This window comes from Streptomyces endophyticus (genome assembly GCF_035798155.1).
GTDB classification, from domain to species: Bacteria; Actinomycetota; Actinomycetes; order Streptomycetales; family Streptomycetaceae; genus Streptomyces; species Streptomyces endophyticus.
On the sequence record NZ_JAOZYC010000210.1, the window covers coordinates 1 to 18,537 of the forward strand.

Below are 18,537 nucleotides of genomic sequence, written 5' to 3' on the forward strand. Positions count from 1 at the left end.
AGGCGATGGCGATGGCCTTGCCCTGCTGCCTACCACGCCCATCTCCCACCCACCCGCCCCCTCCGGGGGCGTCGGCCCGACCGGGGGCAAGCACGGCTCCCCCACCCGTATCGGTCGGCCGCAACGCGCCTTGAGCCTTCGTCGGCCCTGGTTCCCTATCCGTGCCGGTCGACCGCGCCCCGCCGCCTGGGCCTACGCCGCCCCACCTCCCCAGCCGTGGCGACCGGCCTCCACCGCCTCGGGCCTTCGCCGACCCCGGTTCCCCACACGTGACGGCCGTCCGCGCCCCGCCGCCCTGGGCCTTCGCCGACCCCGCCTCTCCCACCCGTGGCGACCGGCCTCCACCGCCTCGGGCCTTCGCCGATCCCGATTCCCCACCCGTGACGGTCGTCCGTGCCCCGCTGCCTTGGGCCTTCGCTGCCTCCGCCTCCCCCACCCGTGACGGTCGGCCGCAACTCGACTTGGGCAATCTGCCGCCTTGGGCGGCAGGGTGGGCAAGGCGGCCCCCGGCGCAGCGCACCCATCACGACGAGCGCCCACCCCGGCAATGCCCCCACGGCCCCGGTGCCGCGCACCCCTCACGGCAGGCGCCACCCCGGCACGGCGGATCGGGCCCCGGTCGGGCCCCGGTCGGGCCGAAGCCCCCGGAAGGGGGCGGGCGGCGGGACATGAGCGGGCCCCGGCGCAGCCGGACACAGGCACGGCACCCTGCACCGATCACACAGACCCCGACCCCGGCACGGCACAGCCCCACGCCCGGGCACCGCACACCTGCCCCAACGGCCCCGCCCCCGGCACCGCTCAGGACCCCGTCCCCGCACACCCACCCCAACGACCCCCGCCCCCCCGGCCCGCTCAGCTCACCGCCAGCGACTCGCGGAGCTGTCGCTTCAGGATCTTGCCCGTCGCGTTGCGGGGGAGTTCGGAGTGCTGGAGGAGGACGTGGGTCGGGACCTTGAAGGCCGCCAGGGACTTCGCCGCGAAGGTGCGGATGTCGTCCGGGGTCGCCGTCGAGCCGGGGCGGGTGCGGAGTACCGCCGCCACCTCCTCGCCAAGCACCGGGTGCGGGATGCCCACGACCGCCGCCTCCAGGACGTCGGGGTGGTCGTGGAGGACCGCTTCCACCTCGACGCAGTGGACGTTCTCGCCGCCCCTGATCACCAGGTCCTTGATCCGGTCGACGACACTGACCCGGCCCTCCGAGCGCACCGCCAGGTCCCCCGTCCGGAACCAGCCGTCCGCCGTGAACGCCGCCCCGGTGGCGTCCGGGGAGTTCCAGTAGCCGCGGATCAGCGGCTGCCCGCGCAGGCACAGTTCACCCACCTCACCGTCGGCGACCGGTTCACCGAGGGGGTCCGCGATCCGTACCTCCACCGCCGGCGCCGGACGGCCCACGCTGCCCGGCCAACTCCGGTACTCGTCACCGGCGTTGGAGAGCACGCCGCCGAGCGTCTCGGTGAGGCCGTAGCCGTTGCGGGGCTCGATGCGCTCGCCGTAGCGGTCGGTGAGGCGGGCCACGATGCCGGGAGGGGCCGCGGCGCCGCCCGTGCTGAACCCCGTAAGAGTGGGAAGTTCGTCGCCCAACTCCTTGGCGCGTTCCAGGAGTTGGAGGGCCGTGGCCGGGACGCCGCCGAAGCTGGTGATGCCGTGTTCGCGGATCATGGCGAGCGCGGCGTCCGTGTCCCACTTGCGCAGCACCACGATCGTGCCGCCCACCCCCATCGCCGCGTAGAAGCCGGTGAACGCCGCCACGTGGAAGAAGGGGAAGGTGAGCAGGCCGATGGGGGCCGGGCCCTGGCCGGGCATGATGCCGCGGGTCAGCGCCGCGCGGGCCGCGGCGTAGCGGGGGCCCGTGACGGCGCCCATGTGGGCGTGGTGGGTGGCGACGGCGCCCTTGGGGCGGCCCGTCGTGCCGGAGGTGTAGAGGATCGTGGCGTCCGCGGACGGGTCGATGTCCACGTCGGGCGGGCCGAGTTGGGGGTCGGGGGTGGGCAGGTCCGCGTACCGCTCCACCCGGCCGCCGCTCACCTCCCTGCCCTCCTCGTGGCAGACCAGGGTCCAGGGGCGGGGGCTCGCCGCGTCGAGCCACGGGCGGACCCGCTCGTAGCGCTCCCCGTCGACGACGAGCACCGCGGGGCCGCAGTCGTCGAGGGCGTACGCGAACTCGCCGGCGGTCCACCACCCGTTGAGCGGCACCGCCACCAGGCCCGCCAACTGCGCGGCCCAGAAGGCGACCTGCCACTCCGGGTGGTTGCGCATCGCGATGACGGCGCGGTCGCCCGGCCGCAGTCCGTAGCCGCCCGCGCTCTCGTCGTCGGTGAAGCGGCGGGCCAGCGCGCACGCCGCCGCGAAGAACTCCCCGTAGGTCATGCACCCGTTCTCGGAGATGACGAACGGGGTGTCGCCGAACGCCCACGTCGTCTCGGCGAACTCGCGCAACGTACGCGGCCCGTCGGCATAGGAAAGGCGCCCGTCCTCGCCTCGTACGACGGCGAAGGGGGCGCCCGGAGCGGTCAGCAGCGCTTCCACGGAATCCACGGCATCAGCGTCCATGGTCGGACGGTACGTCCGGCGGCCCGACCCACGTCAAGGTACGTGCACCGGCCAACGGCCATCCGGGGCCCGTACAACGCGGCGGGCGGTGCGCGTGAACCTCCACGCACACCGCCCGCCGACGAGTTTTCGACTCTTCTGAGATGCGATCCTGCGATGCGATCGCGCGATGCGACCCTACGAATTGACCTTACGAGTCGACCCTACGAATCGACCCGCACGGCGGCCTTCGCATGCTCGGCCACCCGCTTGCGGGTCATGAACCAGCCGATCACCAGGCCGACCACGATCAGCGGCGAGCAGTACACCGAGATCGCCGAGTCGCCGCCGCCGACGACCATCAACACCACGACCGCGACCAGGAAGACGATGGTCAGCCAGCTCGTGAACGGCGCGCCCGGCAGCCGGAACGAGGGGCGCTCCAGCTCGCCGCGCAGGGACTTACGGCGCAGCACCAGCTGACAGATCATGATCATGATCCAGGTGCCGATCATGGTGATCGCGGAGAAGTTGATGACGATCGAGAACGCCCGCTCGGGCACGATGTAGTTGAGGATGATGCCCGCGATGTAGCAGCTCGCCGTCAGCAGCACGCCACCGTAGGGCACGCCCTTCCTGCTCATCTTCGTGGTGAACGCGGGCGCGGAGCCCGCGAGTCCCATCGAGCGCAGCACGCGGCCGGTCGAGTAGAGGCCGGAGTTGCAGCTGGAGAGCGCCGCCGTGAGGATCACGAAGTTCATGATGCCGCTGATGCCGGGCACGCCCAGCTTCCCGAGCAGCGTCACGAACGGCGACTCGCCGGCCTTGTACGCGCTCCACGGCAGCAGCAGGACGAGCAGCAGCACGGACCCGACGTAGAACAGCACGATGCGCCAGGACACGGAGTTGATGGCGCGCGGGATCACCTTGCGCGGGTTCTCCGTCTCGCCTGCCGCGATGCCGACCATCTCGATCGCCGCGTACGCGAAGACCACGCCCTGGATCAGGACGATCGCCGGGAGCAGGCCGTTCGGCAGCATGCCGCCGTTGTCGGTGATCAGCTGCGGGCCCGTGCTGTGCCCCTCGATCGGGTGGCGGCTCGCGAGCAGCCAGCAGCCGATGCCGAGGAAGCCGAGGATCGCGGCGACCTTGATGATCGAGAACCAGAACTCGAACTCGCCGAACCAGCGCACCGAGATCAGGTTCGCGCCGAGCACCACGAGCAGCGCCACCAGCGCGAGCGTCCACTGGGGGATGTCGCGGAAGGCGGACCAGTAGTGCAGGTACATCGCCACCGCGGTGATCTCCGCGATGCCGCTGCAGATCCAGTGCAGGAAGTAGACCCAGCCGGTCGTGAACGCGGCCTTCTCGCCGAGGAACTCACGCGAGTACGAGACGAACGAGCCCGACGTGGGCCGGTGCATCACCAGCTCGCCCATGGCGCGCGTGATGAAGAAGGCGAACAGACCGGTGATGGCGAAGATGATCACCAGGGACGGGCCCGCGATGTTCAGCCGCTCCCCCGCGCCGAGGAAGAGACCGGTGCCGATGGCGCCACCGATCGCGATCATCTGGACCTGACGATTGCGCAGGCCGGCCGCGTAACCCCCCTCACGGACGGCTCCGGCCTCGGCCTTCCCGTCCGTGGCCACACTGCCCTCGGTCGCAGCCGCAGAGGCCTGCGCGGGCCGAGCCTCGGACTCGGCTTGTGCTGTGTGCTCCATGGTTCTCCGACGTACGTGCAAAACGGCATGCCGCACACACGCGAGCGCGAACGCGGGCAGGCGTGTGCGGCGTACCTGTTGGACAGGACTGACCCTCCGGATACGGCGGGCCTCGGGATCGGGAAACCTCTGACCTGCTCAGTGCTGTGCGTCACAGGCAGGAATCAGGAGTTCCCGTGGAGTGTGCCGCGGGCGTACCGCGGGACGACACGCCACCTTAAACCGTTCACAGGGGCAACTAATCCACGAGCCCGACGAGCGAACCGGCGTACTGGGCACCGGACTCGGCGAGCACCTCGTCGAGGGACTGCGCGGAGCGCACGGGGGCGAAAGTCACCTTGCCCGGCTCTGCCCCGTTCTCGCCCTGGATATAACCCTGGACATATCCGTACACAGCGGGACGAGGAAGGCTGTTGTAGTGGAAGTGAGTTGAGAAGTAGTACGCGCCGGTGTCGTACAGCGCGACGAGATCGCCGGGCTCCAGTTCGGGCAGCTCCCGGCCGCGCGCCACGAGGTCGCCCGCGAAGCAGCAGGGCCCGGCCACGTCCTGCACCAGCGGCGCGGTCGTCCGCGGCCGGCCCTCGGCGTCGTACGCCCCGACCCGCAGCGGCCACGACTCGGGCGCGAAGACGGTACGGGTCGCCACCTGCGCGCCCGCGTGCGTCACCGCGATCCGGCGGCCGCCGGAAGTCTTGGTGTACTCGACGTGGGCGGCGATGAACCCCTGCTTGGCGAGGAGCGAGCGCCCGAACTCGGTGACGAGCGTGTAGCGGCCGTCGAAGAGCCCGGGGACGGTCTCCCGCAGGATCCGCACGTACTCCTCGAAGCCGGGCGTGACGGCGTCCGAGTCGAAGTTCACCGGCAGGCCGCCGCCGATGTCGAGGGTGTCGATCTGCTGCCGCCCGACCTGCGCGTTGATCTTCTCGGCCAGGTCGTACGCGGCGCGCACGCCCTCGGCCATCAACTCAAGGGCCACACCCTGGGAGCCGGTGTGCGTGTGCAGACGGGTCATCCACGGCCGCGCCTTGTACGCGCCGATGACCCACTGCTCCGCGCCCGCGTCGCGCAGCGCGACGCCGAACTTGGAGGTGGCGGTCGCGGTGCTCATCGCGCCGATCGAACCGCTGCCGACCTGCGGATTCACCCGAAGCCCCACGGGCGCGCAGCCCGCTCCGAACTCCTCGACGAGCTCGTCGATCCGGGCCAGCTCCTGCGGGTTGTCGGCGTTCACGGCGATGCCGCTCGCCAGCGCGTCGCGCAGTTCGCCGACCGTCTTGGCGGGCGAGTCGAAGACGATCCGCTCGGCGGGCACCCCGGCCGCCCGCGCGAGCGCCAGCTCACCGGGGCTCGCGACCTCCGCGCCGATGCCCTCCTCGTTCAGGAGCGCGAGCACGGGGACGAGCGAGGCCGCCTTCACCGCGAAGGTGTGCCGCGCCTCCACGCCCGCGAACGCCGCCTTGAGCGCGCGCGCCGCCTCCCGGACCCCGGCCACGTCGAGCAGCCCGAGCACGGGGGCGTCGGGTCCTACGAGCCCCTGCTCGACGGCGGCGCGCAGGGCGGCGTCGCGGCGGGCGGCGGAGGCGGAGGCGGGGGGCTGCGGCATCGGGGGGTGGCCTGCCTTCTGCTTCGTACGGGGTGGTGGTCCGGGCACTCGTCACTGTGCAGCGCGGCGGGGTGGCGTGTCTGCGTGCGACGCCACGAAGTACGGGGCCGCTGGACTGTGTGCCGGCACAAGGAACGGCGGATGGGCACGCGCGCGTAGTGCGTGCGCACGACGGTGGGTGGTTAGGGGTGGTGGCGACGCACTACGAGAGATGGCCACTGCCGCGATCACGGCAGCGGGATCAGCCCGGCCCTCCGCAGCCCCAGCTCGACGACGAGCCGCACGTCGGGATCCCCGAGGTCGAAGCCGCCCAGCTCACGGGCCCTGCGCAACCGGTACCGCAACGTATTCGCATGGATCCCCAGATAACGGGCGGTGGCCCCGGCGTCGCCGAAGAACGCCAGATGCGCGGCCACCGTGCGCGGCAGATCCGTCCCGTGCCGCTCGTCGTGCGCGAGGAGCGCGGCCACGGCGTCCCCGGCCGACGGCACCTGCGCGGCGACGGCGTCCGACACCCGCAACGCGTCCAGGGCGAACCGCACGTCGTCTGCGCCCGCCACCTCGGGCCCTCCGCGCTCGCGCAGCACCCGCAGCACCTCGGCGGCCCCGGCACGGGAGTCCACGGCGTCCTTCAGGGCACCGACGACCGGCCCCACGGCGACCAGGGGCCGGGCCCCGGCGCCACGCAGCACGGTGGCGAGGTCCCGCGCGAGGCGCTCGGCGGCGTCGGGCCGGGGGTCGGTGAGCAGCACGTCGAACCGGTCGCCACATTCAGCCCCTCCGGCGATTGAGGAGCGGGGTCCGGGGCGGAGCCCCGAGAGCGGGACACGGGGTGCCGCCTCCCGACCTTGAGGCAGCCCGCCCTCCACCCGGTAAGCAAACGCAGACCCACCATGCGCAGCAACCCGCAACACCGCCGCCCGCAACGCCCGCTCACGCACCTCCGACGCCCCGGGCCCCACGACCACAGCCGCCAGCACGGCACACGGCTGCCCCGGATCGACACCGAGCGCGGCAGCCGCGGCACCCACATCGGGCGACCGCTCCTCGAACAGGGCGCGCACCGCGTGCCGACGCCGCCCCTCCGCGGACCGGGAGCGCAACCGGTGATGCAGCAGATGCGGGACCGCGATCGTGGCGGCCTGCCGCAGCGCGTCGCGGGCCCCCTCCGGCAGCGGCTCCCCGTCGGCGGCGGCCCACAGCGACCCGAGCACCTCCTCCCCCGCGCGCACAGCGATGGCGAGCCGCTCGGGGAACCGTCCGTCAGCAGGCCGGTGCACGACGTCCCCCGCCCACAACGCGGCGAGGATCCCGCTCTCCGCGAGCTCGGCGACCCGCCACCGCGGCACCCGCCGCCCGAGGATGGTCAGCCGCCGCAGCGGGTCGGCGGTGTCGGCGGTGGGCGAGTACGCCAGCACATTGGACTCGGGGTCCTCGATGGTGATCGCGCCCCCGACGAGCGCGGCGAGCGCCGAGGCGAGGGCCGGCAGATCCCCGAGCCCCACGTCGACACCGGGTTCCGGCACCCGCGCGCCACCGGCCGCGAGCGCGGCCCGCAGCAGCCCGATCAGCTCGCCCCAGTCCACCCAGGGGGCGCGGGCGAGCAGCGCGGTGGACACCCCGTCGGCCACCTCACTGAGCAGCGGCGACACGCCTTCGGCACCCCGCCGCACCACAAGCGCGGCGGCCCCGGCCCGATCGGCCGCACGCAGCACCTCGGCGGCAGCGGGATCGGAGGTGTCGACGCCCACGGCGATGAGCACCCGCCCCCGCTCCTGCAGGCTCTCCCCGGCGTCGAACACCCCGACCCCGCCCACGGCCACGTCCGTCCCGCACGGCGCCCGCACGACCTGCACGACGTCCCGCCCCACGACCCCGACGACCTGCGCCAACGTGGGGCCGCCGCCCGGAACGGAACTCTCGGACTGCGGCTGCGGCTGCGGCCTGCCGGACGCGGAAAACTCCATGCCCCCAGTCTCACCGATCACGTAGCCCCGCCCGATGTGACGAACAAGTCACCACAAACACCCCACTTGTGAGCAACAGCACCCGACATTCACCGCCAATCGGCCGCCCTCGCGCCTACGTTGGACGGATGTCCCCTCTTGCCCGGGTGAGCGAGACGTACGGTCCACGCTTCGCCGAATTCGCCTTCGAGCCCGCCTTCCTGGCCGCGGTCGACCAGCACGTGGCTGAGGTCCGCGACCGCCTGGCGGCCGGCTCGGCGGCTCTGCATCCGCCGGCCCCCGACGCCGAGGCCCTCGGCGACTACGCGCTCGGCTTCCTCGACGCGCTCACCGAGAACGGCTGGCTCGAACCGGTGGGACACGACTACGCGGTGTGCCGCCTCACCGCCATCAGCTGGCTGGTGAGACGGCACGACCTGCTCGACCTGGTGTAGCTCACCCCGGTCGCCGGTCCCTACTGGTTGTCGAACCGCTCCCGCTCCTGAACGGGCTGGTTGCTGAGCGCATCCTCACGCCCCGCCTGATAGGCACCGGCACCGCCGTTCCCGGCGTTCCCCTTCGCCTTGGCGGTCTCCTCCTCGGCCATGTTCAGCCACCGCTCCCAGCGCTGCTTCATCGGCCCGATGAGCCCGCCGCCGACACCGACGATCAGGATCCCGGCCCCGGCCGCGAGACCGGCGATCAGCACCGGCTGCGTGACGGACGTGGCGATGCCCGCCTGCCCGAGCGCGGCGATGGCGCCCAGGACCACGATGCAGGCCCAGACGATGGTGCCGACGGTCTTCCCGTACGAGACGGAGGACAGGGTGTTGGTGACGATGTCACGCACCAGGTTGGCGACGGCCATGGCCACCACGATCAGGACGACCGCGACGATGCCGCGCGGCAGCCAGGCGACGATGCCGTTGATCATGTCGGACACGGGGTTGTCGCCGAAGACACCGAAGCCGAGCTGGAGCACGATCAGCATCAGGGCGACGTAGACGACCTTGCAGAGGATCGCGGTCGTGTCGTACTTCGACCCTTCGAGCATCTTCGCCGAGCCGGCCCGTTCGGCGAGCTTCTCCGACCCGATCTTCCGAAGGCCCCGGTCGAGGAGCTTGGTGATCATCTTGGCCACGAACCAGCCGATGACCATGACGACGATGAAGCCGAGAAGCTTCGGCACGAACTCGGCGACCTTCGACCACGCGTCGTTCAGCCCTTGAGTGAAGTCGACGGCGAGCGTGCTGGCGGGATTCTGGATCATGAGTGGCTACCTCCACTCAGTGGGGCCGGACGCCACGAGACCGCGCCCGACGAGACGTGTCCCCCTCGTTTTCCTGTGTCCCTCCGGCTTAACAGCCCCAGCCGCCCCCGGCCGCCCCACATCCCCCATTGGCGTGACGCCCCCCGCCCGACGGCCCACCCCACACCCCGAACCCGATCCGCTACGCTGTTCACGCGCCTTCGTAGCTCAGGGGATAGAGCACCGCTCTCCTAAAGCGGGTGTCGCAGGTTCGAATCCTGCCGGGGGCACCAGTACAGAAGGGGCCCACCTCCGGATTTCCGGAGGTGGGCCCCTTCTGGCACAGATCGGCCAGGCCGACGTCAGCCGGGCGGGAGACGCCCTGGGCCCGAGGGCCCGGCGTGCACGTGGGCTGCGATGCGCGTGACGGTCCCCGTGTTGTCCTCGAACAGGTGCGCCTGCATCCCCGACGCCCGGGCCGCCTCGACATTGGCTGCGAGATCGTCGATGAACAGGCAGTCCTCCGGTCGCACGGCCAAGCCGGCGCATGCGGCCTCGAACGCACGCGGGTCGGGCTTCTCGATGCCGATCTCGTGCGAGTAAACGATCTGTTCCACCAGTTCGTCGAAGTGGTACAGCGCCGTCTCCCGCTCCCGGGCGCCGACAAAGCTGTTGCTCAGGATGCCCAGCCTGCAGGTTCCCCGCAGCCCTCGCACATAGGTGATGAGTTCCTCGTTCGGTGTCCCCAGGTACTCCGCCCAGAGATCCGCCATGAAGGCTTCGGCCAGGGGGACATCGAGGCCCAGGCGAGCCGACACCTGCTGGTGCACCTCTCGTTCACTGACGCTCCCGACACCCCCGGCCCGCCACACGTCGTGCATCCGCTCATGAACAGTGCCCAGCGGCCGTAACCCGCCCTCACAGCCGCCTGAAGTAGACCGCCACCGGGTTCGCCGTGCACCCGAGTTGTTCGTACAGCGCCCTCGCGGGTGCGTGGAAGGCGTCGCCGCCGGTGGCGATCTCGACGATCTCCGCTCCGAGCAGGCGCATCTGCTCGAAGGCGTGTCGGCACAGGGTCGCGCCCAGGTGGTGTCGTCGGTGCTGGGGCGAGACCGCGAGGATCACGATCTGGCCGTGTCTGCGGTCCGGGTCGACGGCCCACGCCACGTAGCCCGCGATCTCGCCTGACATGCCTGTCATGCCCGTCATGCCTGTCATCTCGGCGACAGTGACGTACGCGTGGCGTTCGGGGGCGTGGAGTCCTGCCACCTGTCGTCGGTAGTCGTCGCGCCAACTGCCGTGCTGGACCGTGAAGATGGTCTCGCCCATGAGGGGGCGGAAGACGTCCTCGAAGAAGGGGCGGAACGTGTCGATGGTCAGATCGGTGAGTGCGGCCAGGTCGTCGTCGACGAATGCGCGCATCCGCATGGAGGGGTGCCTTTCGCGCTGAGGGCTCGGCTCCCAAAGGGAGTTGGGCGTGGGTCGGCCCGCTCCCGGCCGAGGAATCGGCGGAGAGGCAGGGGCCCTCAGACCCGCGTACGCCAAGCGGCAAAGCACTCCATGACCCGGACCGTAACGCCTCCTCGACCCAAGGGCGCCGCACCATCCTGTGACCTCCTTGTGAAGATCCCTTGGGGTTGGCATACTCCTCCCGCCGCCCCCCAACGGCCGGAGCCCGCTCAGGGCTCGGCTGTCTTCATATTCCCCTGGGGGGATCTTGAAATTGCATGCTGTGTCACGGGCGTTCGCACTGACCGCGGCCGTGGTCGCGACGACGTTCGCCATGGGGGTTCCGGCGCACGCGGTCGACGTGGAGTCCGGGACGTTCGACGTCGTCAGTGAGGTGGGGGACCCGGTCGGTGGCGGGTATCCGTACTCGTACGTCGACGGCGCGGGGTCGGGGGACTCCATGTACGCCGGGTGGAACGACGAGCAGAACTCCGTGCACGTCATCGTGCTCGCCGCGAACGGTGACCGGTGGGACCTCACCATGGGGGCTCCGAGCGGAGAGCAGCTCGCCGTTGGGACGTACAGCGGGGCGAGCGACACGCCGTCCCTCAGCGGGGCGAAGCTGGCCGTGGACGGGACGTTCTACGGGTGCGAGTCCGAAGGTGCCTTCACCGTCGACCGGCTCGAACTCGGGCCCCGCGGCTACGTCGAGGCCCTCGACGCCAGCTTCGGGCAGAACTGCGAGGACACCGTTCCCGGGCTCACCGGGCAGGCCCACCTCACCAATCCGCCGCCGCCCGCCGAGCTGTCCCTCCGCGCGCACGTCGACGCCACCGGCTCCGTGTCCGCGGACGGCAGGGCCACCGTGCGCGGCACCGTCACCTGCACCGAGCCCGTCGACGACGTCCTGGTGAACGGCCGTATCGAGCAGGTCGTCGGCAAGGACGCCCTGGCCACCGCCACGTACTACACGCACATCGCCTGCACCCCGGGCGCGCCCGTCGCCTGGTCCGCCGTCGGCACCGCGGGCGGCGGCGTCCCCTTCGCCAAGGGCGACGCCTCCGTCGGCTACAAGGCCCAGGCGACCGACCCGGTCTACGGGCACACGGTCGTCACCGACCCGGCGGCCACCGCCACGGTGTCCCTGCGCAAGGACTGAGCGGCCGTAGCACGCTCATCCAACTTCCAGTCTTCTTAGGTCATTTGGAGTCCCGTGAGATCCAGACGTGTCATCACCCGTGTCTGCACCCGCGTCACAACCACCCTCGCCTGCGCCGTCCTCCTCTCCGGAGCGTTCGGCGTCGGCACCGCCGAGGCCTATGACGTCGAGTCCGGCAGCCTCTCCTTCAGTGGGGACGCCGGTGAGTACGTCAGCGGTGGGCAGTCGTACGCCTACGCCGACGGCCTGACCGCGCAGGGGTACATCACCAACGGTGTCCCGACCGGCGTCGGCGTGTTCGTCGACGGGGCCGACGGCGGCAGTTGGGCCCTGCACCTCGAAACGCCCGCGGGCGCCGTCCAGCCGCTGGCGCCCGGCACCTACAGCGGCGCGGCGGCCAACCCGGACGCGAGCCGGCCCCGCATCGAGCTGCGCGGCAACGGCCGGGACTGCCTCGACGAGGGGTCCTTCACCGTCCAGGACGTGGACATCAGGGCCCACGGCTACGTGAAGAAGCTCGACGCCACCTTCGAGCAGCACTGCCCCGGCGCCACGGAGTCGCTGCGCGGCGAGGTCCACGTGGCCAACCCGGAGCCGCCCGCCGAGACCGCGCTGGGGCTCGACGTCGCCCCCGACGCCGTCGCCGGCCGGGTCGACGGGCACGCCCTCGTCCACGGCACCGTCACCTGCACCGAGCCGGTCGCCCTCGACACGTACGGCACCGTGAGCCAGACCCTGGACGGCGTGACGACCCGCGGCACCTACCGCACCAAGGTCGGCTGCGTGCCGGGCGGGCCCACGGCGTGGACCGCGTCCGCCGTCCCCTCCGGCAGCGTGCCCTTCCAGCGCGGCGACGCCACCGTGATCGCGAGCAGCACCGGCAAGGACCCGTTCTACGGCCACACGATCACGGCCGGCTACAGCGGTCCGCTCCAGCTCACGAAGAAGTAGTCACGCGCGGCGCAGCCGCAGGTGGAAGCCGGGGGCCCCATCCGTTCCCGGCTCGTACCACGCGTCCCCGCCCCCGGCCCGCGCCAGCGTGCGGACGATCCACAGGCCGAGGCCCGTGCCCTGCGGTCCGTGGGCGCGGGTCAGCGCGCCGGGGGCGTGGGTCGCGCGGCCGAAGCGCTGGAAGAGGCGGGGGACGGCCTCGGGCGGGACGCCGGGGCCGTCGTCGTGGACGCGGATGTCGACGTGGCCGGCCGCGGCCGTGACATGGATGCCGATCGGTGGGCGGCCGTAAGTGCGGGCGTTCTCCAGGTAGTTGACGAGCATTTCGACCAGGTCGCCGCGGTCCACGAACGCCACGACGTCGGGTGCGCAGTCCACCTCCACCTGGAGGGCGCCCTCGTCCATCGCACCCAGTTGTTCGAGGATGAACTCCAGGACGGGGACGGGCCGTGGGGCGGCGTCGACGGCGTTTCCGTCGATTCTCGCCGCGGCCAGGTGCTTGCGTACGAGGGTCTGCAGCCGCGCCGTTGCGTCGATGATGCGGTCCGCGATGTCCGCCCGCTGCTCGTCGGTCAGCCGGGCGCCCGCGTCCCGCAGTGTGTGGGCGAGCACGCCGATCGTGGCCAGCGGGTTGCGCAGTTCGTGCGCGGTGACGGCGATGACGGTGTCCTGGCGGGCCAGGGCCGCTTCGAGCGCGTGCTGCGTCCGGCGCCGTTCGGTGACGTCCCGCAGCATCGCGATGTGCAGGCGGTCGCCGGACGCGCGCGTCGCCGTGACCCGCATCTCGACGACGCGTCCCGAGCCCGACGGCAGGACGAGGTCGATCTCGGCCGGTTCCCTGGCCGCGAGCGGGAAACCGAAGGGGAGGCCGAGGAGCTCCCCCGCCGGGCGTCCGAACAGTTCGGCGGCCGCCGGGTTGCAGAGCCGGATGAGGCCCTCCTCGTCGACGGCGACGATCCCGTCGGGCGCCGCCTCCACGACCGCCTCGACGGGGTAGCCGGGCGGCGGCGCGGTGCACGGCCGAGGGTCGGAGTCAGTCATCGGGACCGTCTGGATCCGTGCCGGGCGTCTGTGAGTTCAAGGGGGCCGAGAGGTTCGGCAGGTTCGGCAGGTTCGAGAGGGGCGGCTGTGCCCCGTCGGCGCCGGGCGGCGGGTCGGCCGCGCCGAAGTCGTGGGAGTGGGAAGGGCCGCGCATCGGTTCGCCGATGTGCATGCCGGAGCCGTCGATCTCGTACCGGCGGATGCCGTCGTCGTGGGCGGAGCCGCGGGTCTGCAGGACGGCGATGGCGCGCTGCATCTCGCCGTGGGCCTCCACATGGCGCAGCAGGATCGTCACGTCGGTGAGGCCGGCGACCTCCATCGCGACCGCCGGTGTGACGGTGGGCGTGACCCGGCCGGTGGGGGCCGAGGTGAGCAGGGTCGTGACCTCGTGATGGCGCAGGACCGCGCCCAGTGAGACGACGAAGTCGAGCAGCGCGCGCGAGCTCACGATGCGTTCGAGCGCGGAGAGGGTGTCGATGCACACGCGGGAGGGGCGGAACTCCTCGATGGCGCGCCGTACCCGCAGGAAGTGCTCCTCGGGCGAGGCCACTTCGGGGTATTCGCACACGACGCGCAGCAGCCCCGAGGCCTCCATGGCGTCCAGGTCGAGCCCCCAGCCGACGGCGTTGCGGGCGAGTTGGTCGCGGGTCTCGTCGAAGCTCTGGAGCAGGCAGCGCTCCCCGGCGTGGAAGGCGCCGGCCGCGAAGAACAGGCTCGTCAGGGTCTTGCCCGTGCCGGTGGGGCCGGTGAGCAGCACGATCGAGTCCCGGAAGAAGCCGCCGCCGCACATGGCGTCCAGGCCGTCGATGCCGGAGGAGACGCGTTCCGTCGACGCGCGCTCCCGCGACTGCAGGAAGGCGAGGGGCATGATCACGATGCCTTCCCGCGGGCCGATGGTGAACAGCCACTCGCCCGTACGGTGCGTGGTGCCGCGGAACTTGACGACCTCGACGGTCCTGCGGCGCCGTTCCTGCCGCAGGACGTTGCGCAGGATGACGACGTTGTCCAGGACGAACTCCTCGACGCCGAACTGCGACACGCTGTTGTACTCCGCGTGCCGCTCGGCGGTGACCACGGTGGTCACATCGAGGGCGTCCAGGGCCGAGACGATCCGGTACAGCTCGTGGCGCACCACTCCGGCGCTGGTGAAGTTGGCGAGGATCGCGCCGATCGAGTCGAGCGTGACGCGACGGGCGCCGATCCTGCGGACGGCGTGCGCGATCCGTGCCGCCAGGGCGCCCAGGTCGTACGAGCCGATCGTGGGCGCCTCATCGGCGATGCCCACCGACGCGTCGATGAACACCCACTTCCCGGCCCGTTCCCATTCCGCGATCGGGAAGCCCAGGGAGGCGACGTTGGTCCGGATGTCGTCGGGGTCCTCCTCAAAGGTGACGAACACCCCGGGGGCGCCCTGGTCCCGTACGCCCCGCGCGAGGAACTCGATGGCGAACAGGGTTTTTCCGCTGCCCGTCGACCCGGCCACCAGCGTGGAGCGTCCCTCGGGCAGCCCGCCGAGGGCGATCTGGTCGAAGCCGTTGATGCCGGTGGGGGCCCTGGGGACGGAGCCCCCCAGGGCGGGGTTCTCCGGGTTGCCTTCGGTTCCAGTCATCTCATCCCTGCCTCTTGCGGGACGGTACGTCCGGGGCGGGCAACCCGAGCGCGAGGGCGGCGCGGCCCTGGTCGGACAGGTCCCCGATGACGCGGCGCTGCGGGGACGGCGAGACCTTGATGACGGTCGGGGTCGCCAGGATGTGGTGCTCCTCGGCCAGTTCGGGCCGTTGCACGACGTCGATGACGGTGAGTTCGAAGCCGTCCGCGAGTCGGGACTCGCACAGCGCCCGCAGGTTGACGCGCGCGGCGTCGGAGCGCTCCGACGCCCCGGCCACGAAGAGCGTGAAGGAGTGCGTGGCCTGCCTGTCGCACACCCGTGGTTCGTTGTCACCGCGCATCGCGAAGCCTCCGCAGTACGGCTGCCACACGTCCGAAGTTACTCAGCACCGGCCCCAACTGCCATAGTCACAGCAGCTGTTGACGAGTGAACCTCGGACTCCCCAGGCACTCGCGGCTACGATCGACGGACGGGCCACCGCACGGGCTCCGGGCTCCCCGAGGACTACCCATGATCCGAGTACTTGTGGTCGAGGACCAGCGGGCGATGGCGGACGCGCTGGAGATCGCGCTCGGGGTGCAGCCCGACCTCGACTGTGTCGGCGCCGTGCGGACGGTCGAGGAGGCCCTGCCGCTCGTCGCCTCCCATAGCCCGCACGTGGTGCTGATGGACATTCACCTGCCGGGCGCGGACGGCATCGAGGGCACCCGGCGCATCAGGGCCGAGCACCCCCGCACGCGGGTGCTGCTGCTCACCGCGGACACCGACCCCGGCCAGCTGGTGGCCGCCACCTCGGCGGGCGCGGCCGGTTTCCTCGCCAAGGACAGCGCGTTCCCTGCCGTGCTCGCGGCCATCAGGGCGCCGGCCGAGGGCCCGATGTTCGTCGAGGAGTCCACCCTCGGCATCCTCGTCGCGGCGATCGGCTCCTCCACCGGAGCGGCGGCCCGGTCCCGGCGTGCCGCCGCCGGGGCCGGGCTCACCGCCCGGGAGCGGGAGGTCCTCCGCCTGATGGGCCGGGGCCTCGGACCCCGGGCGATCGCCGAGCGGCTCGTGGTGAGCCCGCACACCGCGCGCGGCCACGTGAAGCGGGTCATGGCGAAGCTGGGCGCGCACAGTCAGCTGGAGGCGGTCGTGGCCGCCGCCAGATCCGGGCTGCTGCGGGTGTCCGGCGATGAGCCCCGGGACTACTGAGGGGCCGCGCCGGCCAGGTCGTCGGGACAGCCCATGTGGGCTGTGCTACCGGCCCACTTGGGGCTTACCCGGACCTCGCGCCCCTCCTAGCCTTGGGGGTGTGCGGCCGGTGGCCTCCCGCCGATGATGACACCAGCCGCCCGCCGGTCTGCCCGGACCCGGCGACCACCGGGTCCCGTACACGAGCGACTACGGGACCCGGTGGCCCGCCCCGGACCACGGGAGGCCGGCGACGGCCGTGACGTCAGCGGGAGTCGCGCAGCGAGCCGACCGTCCGCAGCAGCCGGTCCGCCCGCTCCCGCAGCTCCGGATGCGCGAGCACCGTGTTGCGCAGGCCGCGGACCGGGCGGCGCCAGAGGCGGTGGGCGGCCGCGGCGGGGTGGGGCCGGGCCGCGAAGCCCTCGGCCACCCGCAGTTCGCGGGTCTTGAGCCAGTCCTTGTACTCCTTCTCTCCGCGTCCCCAGTCCAGGAGCCGGATGCCCTGGCGGCCCGCGGCCTCGACCATCCGCAGATGCATGAGGAGGCCGGGCGAGTAGTAGCTGAACTCCGGGTCGTACGCGGTGAACCAGGCCGCGAAGACCGTCCTCGACGTCGGCCCGAAGTGGGCGGCGACCGGGCGGTCGCCCGCGTAGACGACCGAGAGGACACCGGTGAAGTGGTCCTCGCGGACCTGGAAGAGATGGTCCGTCAGGTGCACGATCCACGGGCGGGCGAAGCGGTCCATGCGGCCGGTGCGGCGGTACTGGGCCGACTTCCACCGCATCAGCTGGTGCAGCACCTTGGGGTCGCGCTCGTCGTAGACGAAGCGCATCTCCCCGACGTTGCGGCTCAGTCGGCGTTCCTTCTTGAGTGTCGTCTTGGCCTGGCCGGGATACGACGCCTTCAGCCACTCCGCGTACGTCTCGTGGCTGCCGTCCTTCAGGTCGAGGACGGGTGAGGCGAAGGTTCCGGTGATGTAGCGGCCGAAGGGCTTCTGTTCCTCGACGAGGTGGTCGAACTCGAAGACCGACAGGCCGCAGGCGCGCAGGAGTTGGCGGGTGTCCCAGGTGACTCCGGGTCTGTGCACCAGGGCCTGGCAGTCGGACAGGCCCATGCCGATGGCGCGGCCGATGCCCGCGGGCCCCTTCTCGTACGGGAAGAAGCCGACGGGCTCGGCGCCCTCGCGCAGCACCGCCACGTGCGCGCGGCCCTTGAACCTGGCGACCCCCTCGGCGAACTCCGGTGACAGGAACGGGTTCTGGTAGTCCGGAGACTGCTCCATCGTTTCGTGCCATGCCGTACGCAAGGACGCGCTGAGCTCGTCGGCTCTGTACGTCGTGATGTTCAACGTCGGTTCGACCGCCCTTCGCCGCGGGCGCATGGGCCGGCGCTCGGACCGCTAACCGGACAGGTGCGTTGATACGCGAGCATGCAGCTCATGGGCCCCCCTCTTCCCCCATGGGGCTCAAAGGTCGCGAAACAGTACGCACGCTGTCAAGAGCCCTACGGTCCCTACGCGTTGATCCGGACGTGTACGTGCATGTCGTGCCAGCCGTCCGTGTGCAGCGCCGAGCTGCGGCGGGTGCCCTCCAGCGGGTAGTCGGCCTTGAGCGCCACCTTGCACGAGGGTTCGTTGCGGGTGGAGTGCAGGAGGTCGATGCGGTGGAAGCCGGCGTCGAGGGCCCAGTCCGTCATCGCGGCCAGCGCCCTGGGGGCCACGCCCAGGCCGCGGGCGGACGGCAGCACCCAGTAGCCGACCTCGGCGACGCCCTCCATGAGGTTCATCTGGCGCAGCGCCATCCTGCCGAGCGGAGCCCCGTCGGCCGCCCCGGCCACGAACCACTGGGCCGCCGTCTCCTCCCGCCACCCCTCGTGCGTCGACTCCACCCAGCCGCGGGCCTCGTCCACGGAGTCCATGCCGCGGATGTGCCAGTAGCGCAGGGCCGGGTCCTGGAAGGCCTCGTGGATCGCGGGGGCGTCGGTGAACTCCGGTGTCCGCAGGACCAGTTCGCCGTCAGCGGAGTGGAGCGTCGGCTGTGGGTCCTTGGCCAGGGTGCCGGGCGGGATGATGGGCAGGATGTCGATCGGCATGGTCCGCATCATG

15 protein-coding genes, 1 tRNA gene and 1 pseudogene are annotated in these 18,537 nt (G+C 71.7%); 5 read left to right on the forward strand and 12 right to left on the reverse strand.

The features are described from left to right. Positions 1-855 precede the first annotated feature (855 nt). The 4 genes from OKJ99_RS42805 to OKJ99_RS42820 form a co-directional block, all read right to left on the reverse strand. Positions 856-2,553: a class I adenylate-forming enzyme family protein gene (locus OKJ99_RS42805; RefSeq protein WP_326024086.1), complete on the reverse strand. Its 1,698-nt coding sequence runs from the start codon at positions 2,551-2,553 to the stop codon at positions 856-858. Positions 2,554-2,756: 203 nt separating this feature from the next. Continuing rightward, positions 2,757-4,256 (reverse strand): amino acid permease, encoded by a 1,500-nt coding sequence (locus tag OKJ99_RS42810; RefSeq protein ID WP_326024087.1) that lies wholly within the window; start codon positions 4,254-4,256, stop codon positions 2,757-2,759. A gap of 238 nt (positions 4,257-4,494) precedes the next feature. Next, a complete protein-coding gene (locus tag OKJ99_RS42815) occupies positions 4,495-5,859 on the reverse strand; it encodes a type III PLP-dependent enzyme domain-containing protein (protein ID WP_326024088.1) in 1,365 nt (454 codons plus the stop codon). Positions 5,860-6,086: 227 nt separating this feature from the next. Continuing rightward, entirely contained in the window at positions 6,087-7,826 is a 1,740-nt protein-coding gene (locus tag OKJ99_RS42820) for a PucR family transcriptional regulator (protein WP_326024089.1), read from the reverse strand. Between the two features lie 128 nt (positions 7,827-7,954). Between OKJ99_RS42820 and OKJ99_RS42825 the strand changes: the two genes are divergently transcribed. Then, positions 7,955-8,260 carry a DUF6401 family natural product biosynthesis protein gene (locus OKJ99_RS42825; RefSeq protein ID WP_326024090.1) on the forward strand — a complete coding sequence of 102 codons (306 nt, stop codon included), beginning with the start codon at positions 7,955-7,957 and terminating at the stop codon, positions 8,258-8,260. 20 nt (positions 8,261-8,280) lie between these two features. Here OKJ99_RS42825 and OKJ99_RS42830 read toward each other — a convergent pair whose 3' ends face one another. Beyond that, a complete protein-coding gene (locus OKJ99_RS42830; RefSeq protein WP_326024091.1) occupies positions 8,281-9,075 on the reverse strand; it encodes a mechanosensitive ion channel family protein in 795 nt (264 codons plus the stop codon). A 196-nt stretch (positions 9,076-9,271) separates the two neighbouring features. Between OKJ99_RS42830 and OKJ99_RS42835 the strand changes: the two genes are divergently transcribed. Beyond that, a tRNA-Arg gene (locus tag OKJ99_RS42835) sits at positions 9,272-9,347 on the forward strand. Positions 9,348-9,416: 69 nt separating this feature from the next. On the opposite strand, the pseudogene OKJ99_RS42840 reads toward OKJ99_RS42835, so the two are convergent. Both OKJ99_RS42840 and OKJ99_RS42845 read right to left on the reverse strand, forming a co-directional pair. Further along, a pseudogene (locus tag OKJ99_RS42840) lies at positions 9,417-9,959 on the reverse strand (HAD-IA family hydrolase); the annotation flags it as partial. A 13-nt stretch (positions 9,960-9,972) separates the two neighbouring features. After that, positions 9,973-10,482, reverse strand: coding sequence for a GNAT family N-acetyltransferase (locus OKJ99_RS42845; protein ID WP_326024092.1), 510 nt, complete (start codon positions 10,480-10,482; stop codon positions 9,973-9,975). Positions 10,483-10,786: 304 nt separating this feature from the next. On the opposite strand from OKJ99_RS42845, the gene OKJ99_RS42850 reads away from it, so the two are divergent. After that, positions 10,787-11,662, forward strand: coding sequence for a hypothetical protein (locus OKJ99_RS42850; RefSeq protein WP_326024093.1), 876 nt, complete (start codon positions 10,787-10,789; stop codon positions 11,660-11,662). Positions 11,663-11,716: 54 nt separating this feature from the next. Next, on the forward strand, positions 11,717-12,613 hold the full coding sequence (locus OKJ99_RS42855) for a hypothetical protein (RefSeq protein WP_326024094.1): 897 nt from the start codon (positions 11,717-11,719) through the stop codon (positions 12,611-12,613). Here the strand turns inward: OKJ99_RS42855 and OKJ99_RS42860 are convergent, their stop codons facing one another. The 3 genes from OKJ99_RS42860 to OKJ99_RS42870 are packed head-to-tail and all read right to left on the reverse strand — an operon-like array spanning position 12,614 to position 15,603. Further along, positions 12,614-13,654 (reverse strand): sensor histidine kinase, encoded by a 1,041-nt coding sequence (locus OKJ99_RS42860; RefSeq protein WP_326024095.1) that lies wholly within the window; start codon positions 13,652-13,654, stop codon positions 12,614-12,616. It lies immediately after the preceding gene. Then, positions 13,647-15,263 carry a circadian clock protein KaiC gene (gene kaiC / locus OKJ99_RS42865; RefSeq protein WP_326024096.1) on the reverse strand — a complete coding sequence of 539 codons (1,617 nt, stop codon included), beginning with the start codon at positions 15,261-15,263 and terminating at the stop codon, positions 13,647-13,649. The genes OKJ99_RS42860 and kaiC overlap by 8 nt, the downstream gene beginning before the upstream one ends. 1 nt (position 15,264) lies before the next feature. Then, positions 15,265-15,603 carry a circadian clock KaiB family protein gene (locus OKJ99_RS42870; protein ID WP_326024097.1) on the reverse strand — a complete coding sequence of 113 codons (339 nt, stop codon included), beginning with the start codon at positions 15,601-15,603 and terminating at the stop codon, positions 15,265-15,267. Between the two features lie 170 nt (positions 15,604-15,773). Here OKJ99_RS42870 and OKJ99_RS42875 point away from each other — a divergent pair, with 170 nt between their 5' ends. Then, a complete protein-coding gene (locus OKJ99_RS42875; protein ID WP_326024098.1) occupies positions 15,774-16,454 on the forward strand; it encodes a response regulator transcription factor in 681 nt (226 codons plus the stop codon). A 244-nt stretch (positions 16,455-16,698) separates the two neighbouring features. Here OKJ99_RS42875 and OKJ99_RS42880 read toward each other — a convergent pair whose 3' ends face one another. Both OKJ99_RS42880 and OKJ99_RS42885 read right to left on the reverse strand, forming a co-directional pair. Continuing rightward, complete coding sequence (locus tag OKJ99_RS42880; protein ID WP_326024099.1) at positions 16,699-17,814, reverse strand: GNAT family N-acetyltransferase; 1,116 nt, start codon at positions 17,812-17,814, stop codon at positions 16,699-16,701. A gap of 131 nt (positions 17,815-17,945) precedes the next feature. Further along, positions 17,946-18,524, reverse strand: a complete 579-nt coding sequence (locus OKJ99_RS42885) for a GNAT family N-acetyltransferase (protein WP_326024100.1) — start codon at positions 18,522-18,524, stop codon at positions 17,946-17,948. Positions 18,525-18,537: the final 13 nt, after the last annotated feature.

Coding starts and splice junctions, on each gene's coding strand:
- OKJ99_RS42820 (WP_326024089.1), bottom strand. CDS start 7,826: ATGGAGTTTTCCGCGTCCGGCAGGCCGCAGCCGCAGCCGCAGTCCGAG.
- OKJ99_RS42860 (WP_326024095.1), bottom strand. CDS start 13,654: ATGACTGACTCCGACCCTCGGCCGTGCACCGCGCCGCCGCCCGGCTAC.
- OKJ99_RS42805 (WP_326024086.1), bottom strand. CDS start 2,553: ATGGACGCTGATGCCGTGGATTCCGTGGAAGCGCTGCTGACCGCTCCG.
- OKJ99_RS42870 (WP_326024097.1), bottom strand. CDS start 15,603: ATGCGCGGTGACAACGAACCACGGGTGTGCGACAGGCAGGCCACGCAC.
- OKJ99_RS42875 (WP_326024098.1), top strand. CDS start 15,774: ATGATCCGAGTACTTGTGGTCGAGGACCAGCGGGCGATGGCGGACGCG.
- OKJ99_RS42830 (WP_326024091.1), bottom strand. CDS start 9,075: ATGATCCAGAATCCCGCCAGCACGCTCGCCGTCGACTTCACTCAAGGG.
- OKJ99_RS42825 (WP_326024090.1), top strand. CDS start 7,955: ATGTCCCCTCTTGCCCGGGTGAGCGAGACGTACGGTCCACGCTTCGCC.
- kaiC (WP_326024096.1), bottom strand. CDS start 15,263: ATGACTGGAACCGAAGGCAACCCGGAGAACCCCGCCCTGGGGGGCTCC.
- OKJ99_RS42815 (WP_326024088.1), bottom strand. CDS start 5,859: ATGCCGCAGCCCCCCGCCTCCGCCTCCGCCGCCCGCCGCGACGCCGCC.
- OKJ99_RS42880 (WP_326024099.1), bottom strand. CDS start 17,814: ATGCGCCCGCGGCGAAGGGCGGTCGAACCGACGTTGAACATCACGACG.
- OKJ99_RS42845 (WP_326024092.1), bottom strand. CDS start 10,482: ATGCGGATGCGCGCATTCGTCGACGACGACCTGGCCGCACTCACCGAT.
- OKJ99_RS42810 (WP_326024087.1), bottom strand. CDS start 4,256: ATGGAGCACACAGCACAAGCCGAGTCCGAGGCTCGGCCCGCGCAGGCC.
- OKJ99_RS42885 (WP_326024100.1), bottom strand. CDS start 18,524: ATGCCGATCGACATCCTGCCCATCATCCCGCCCGGCACCCTGGCCAAG.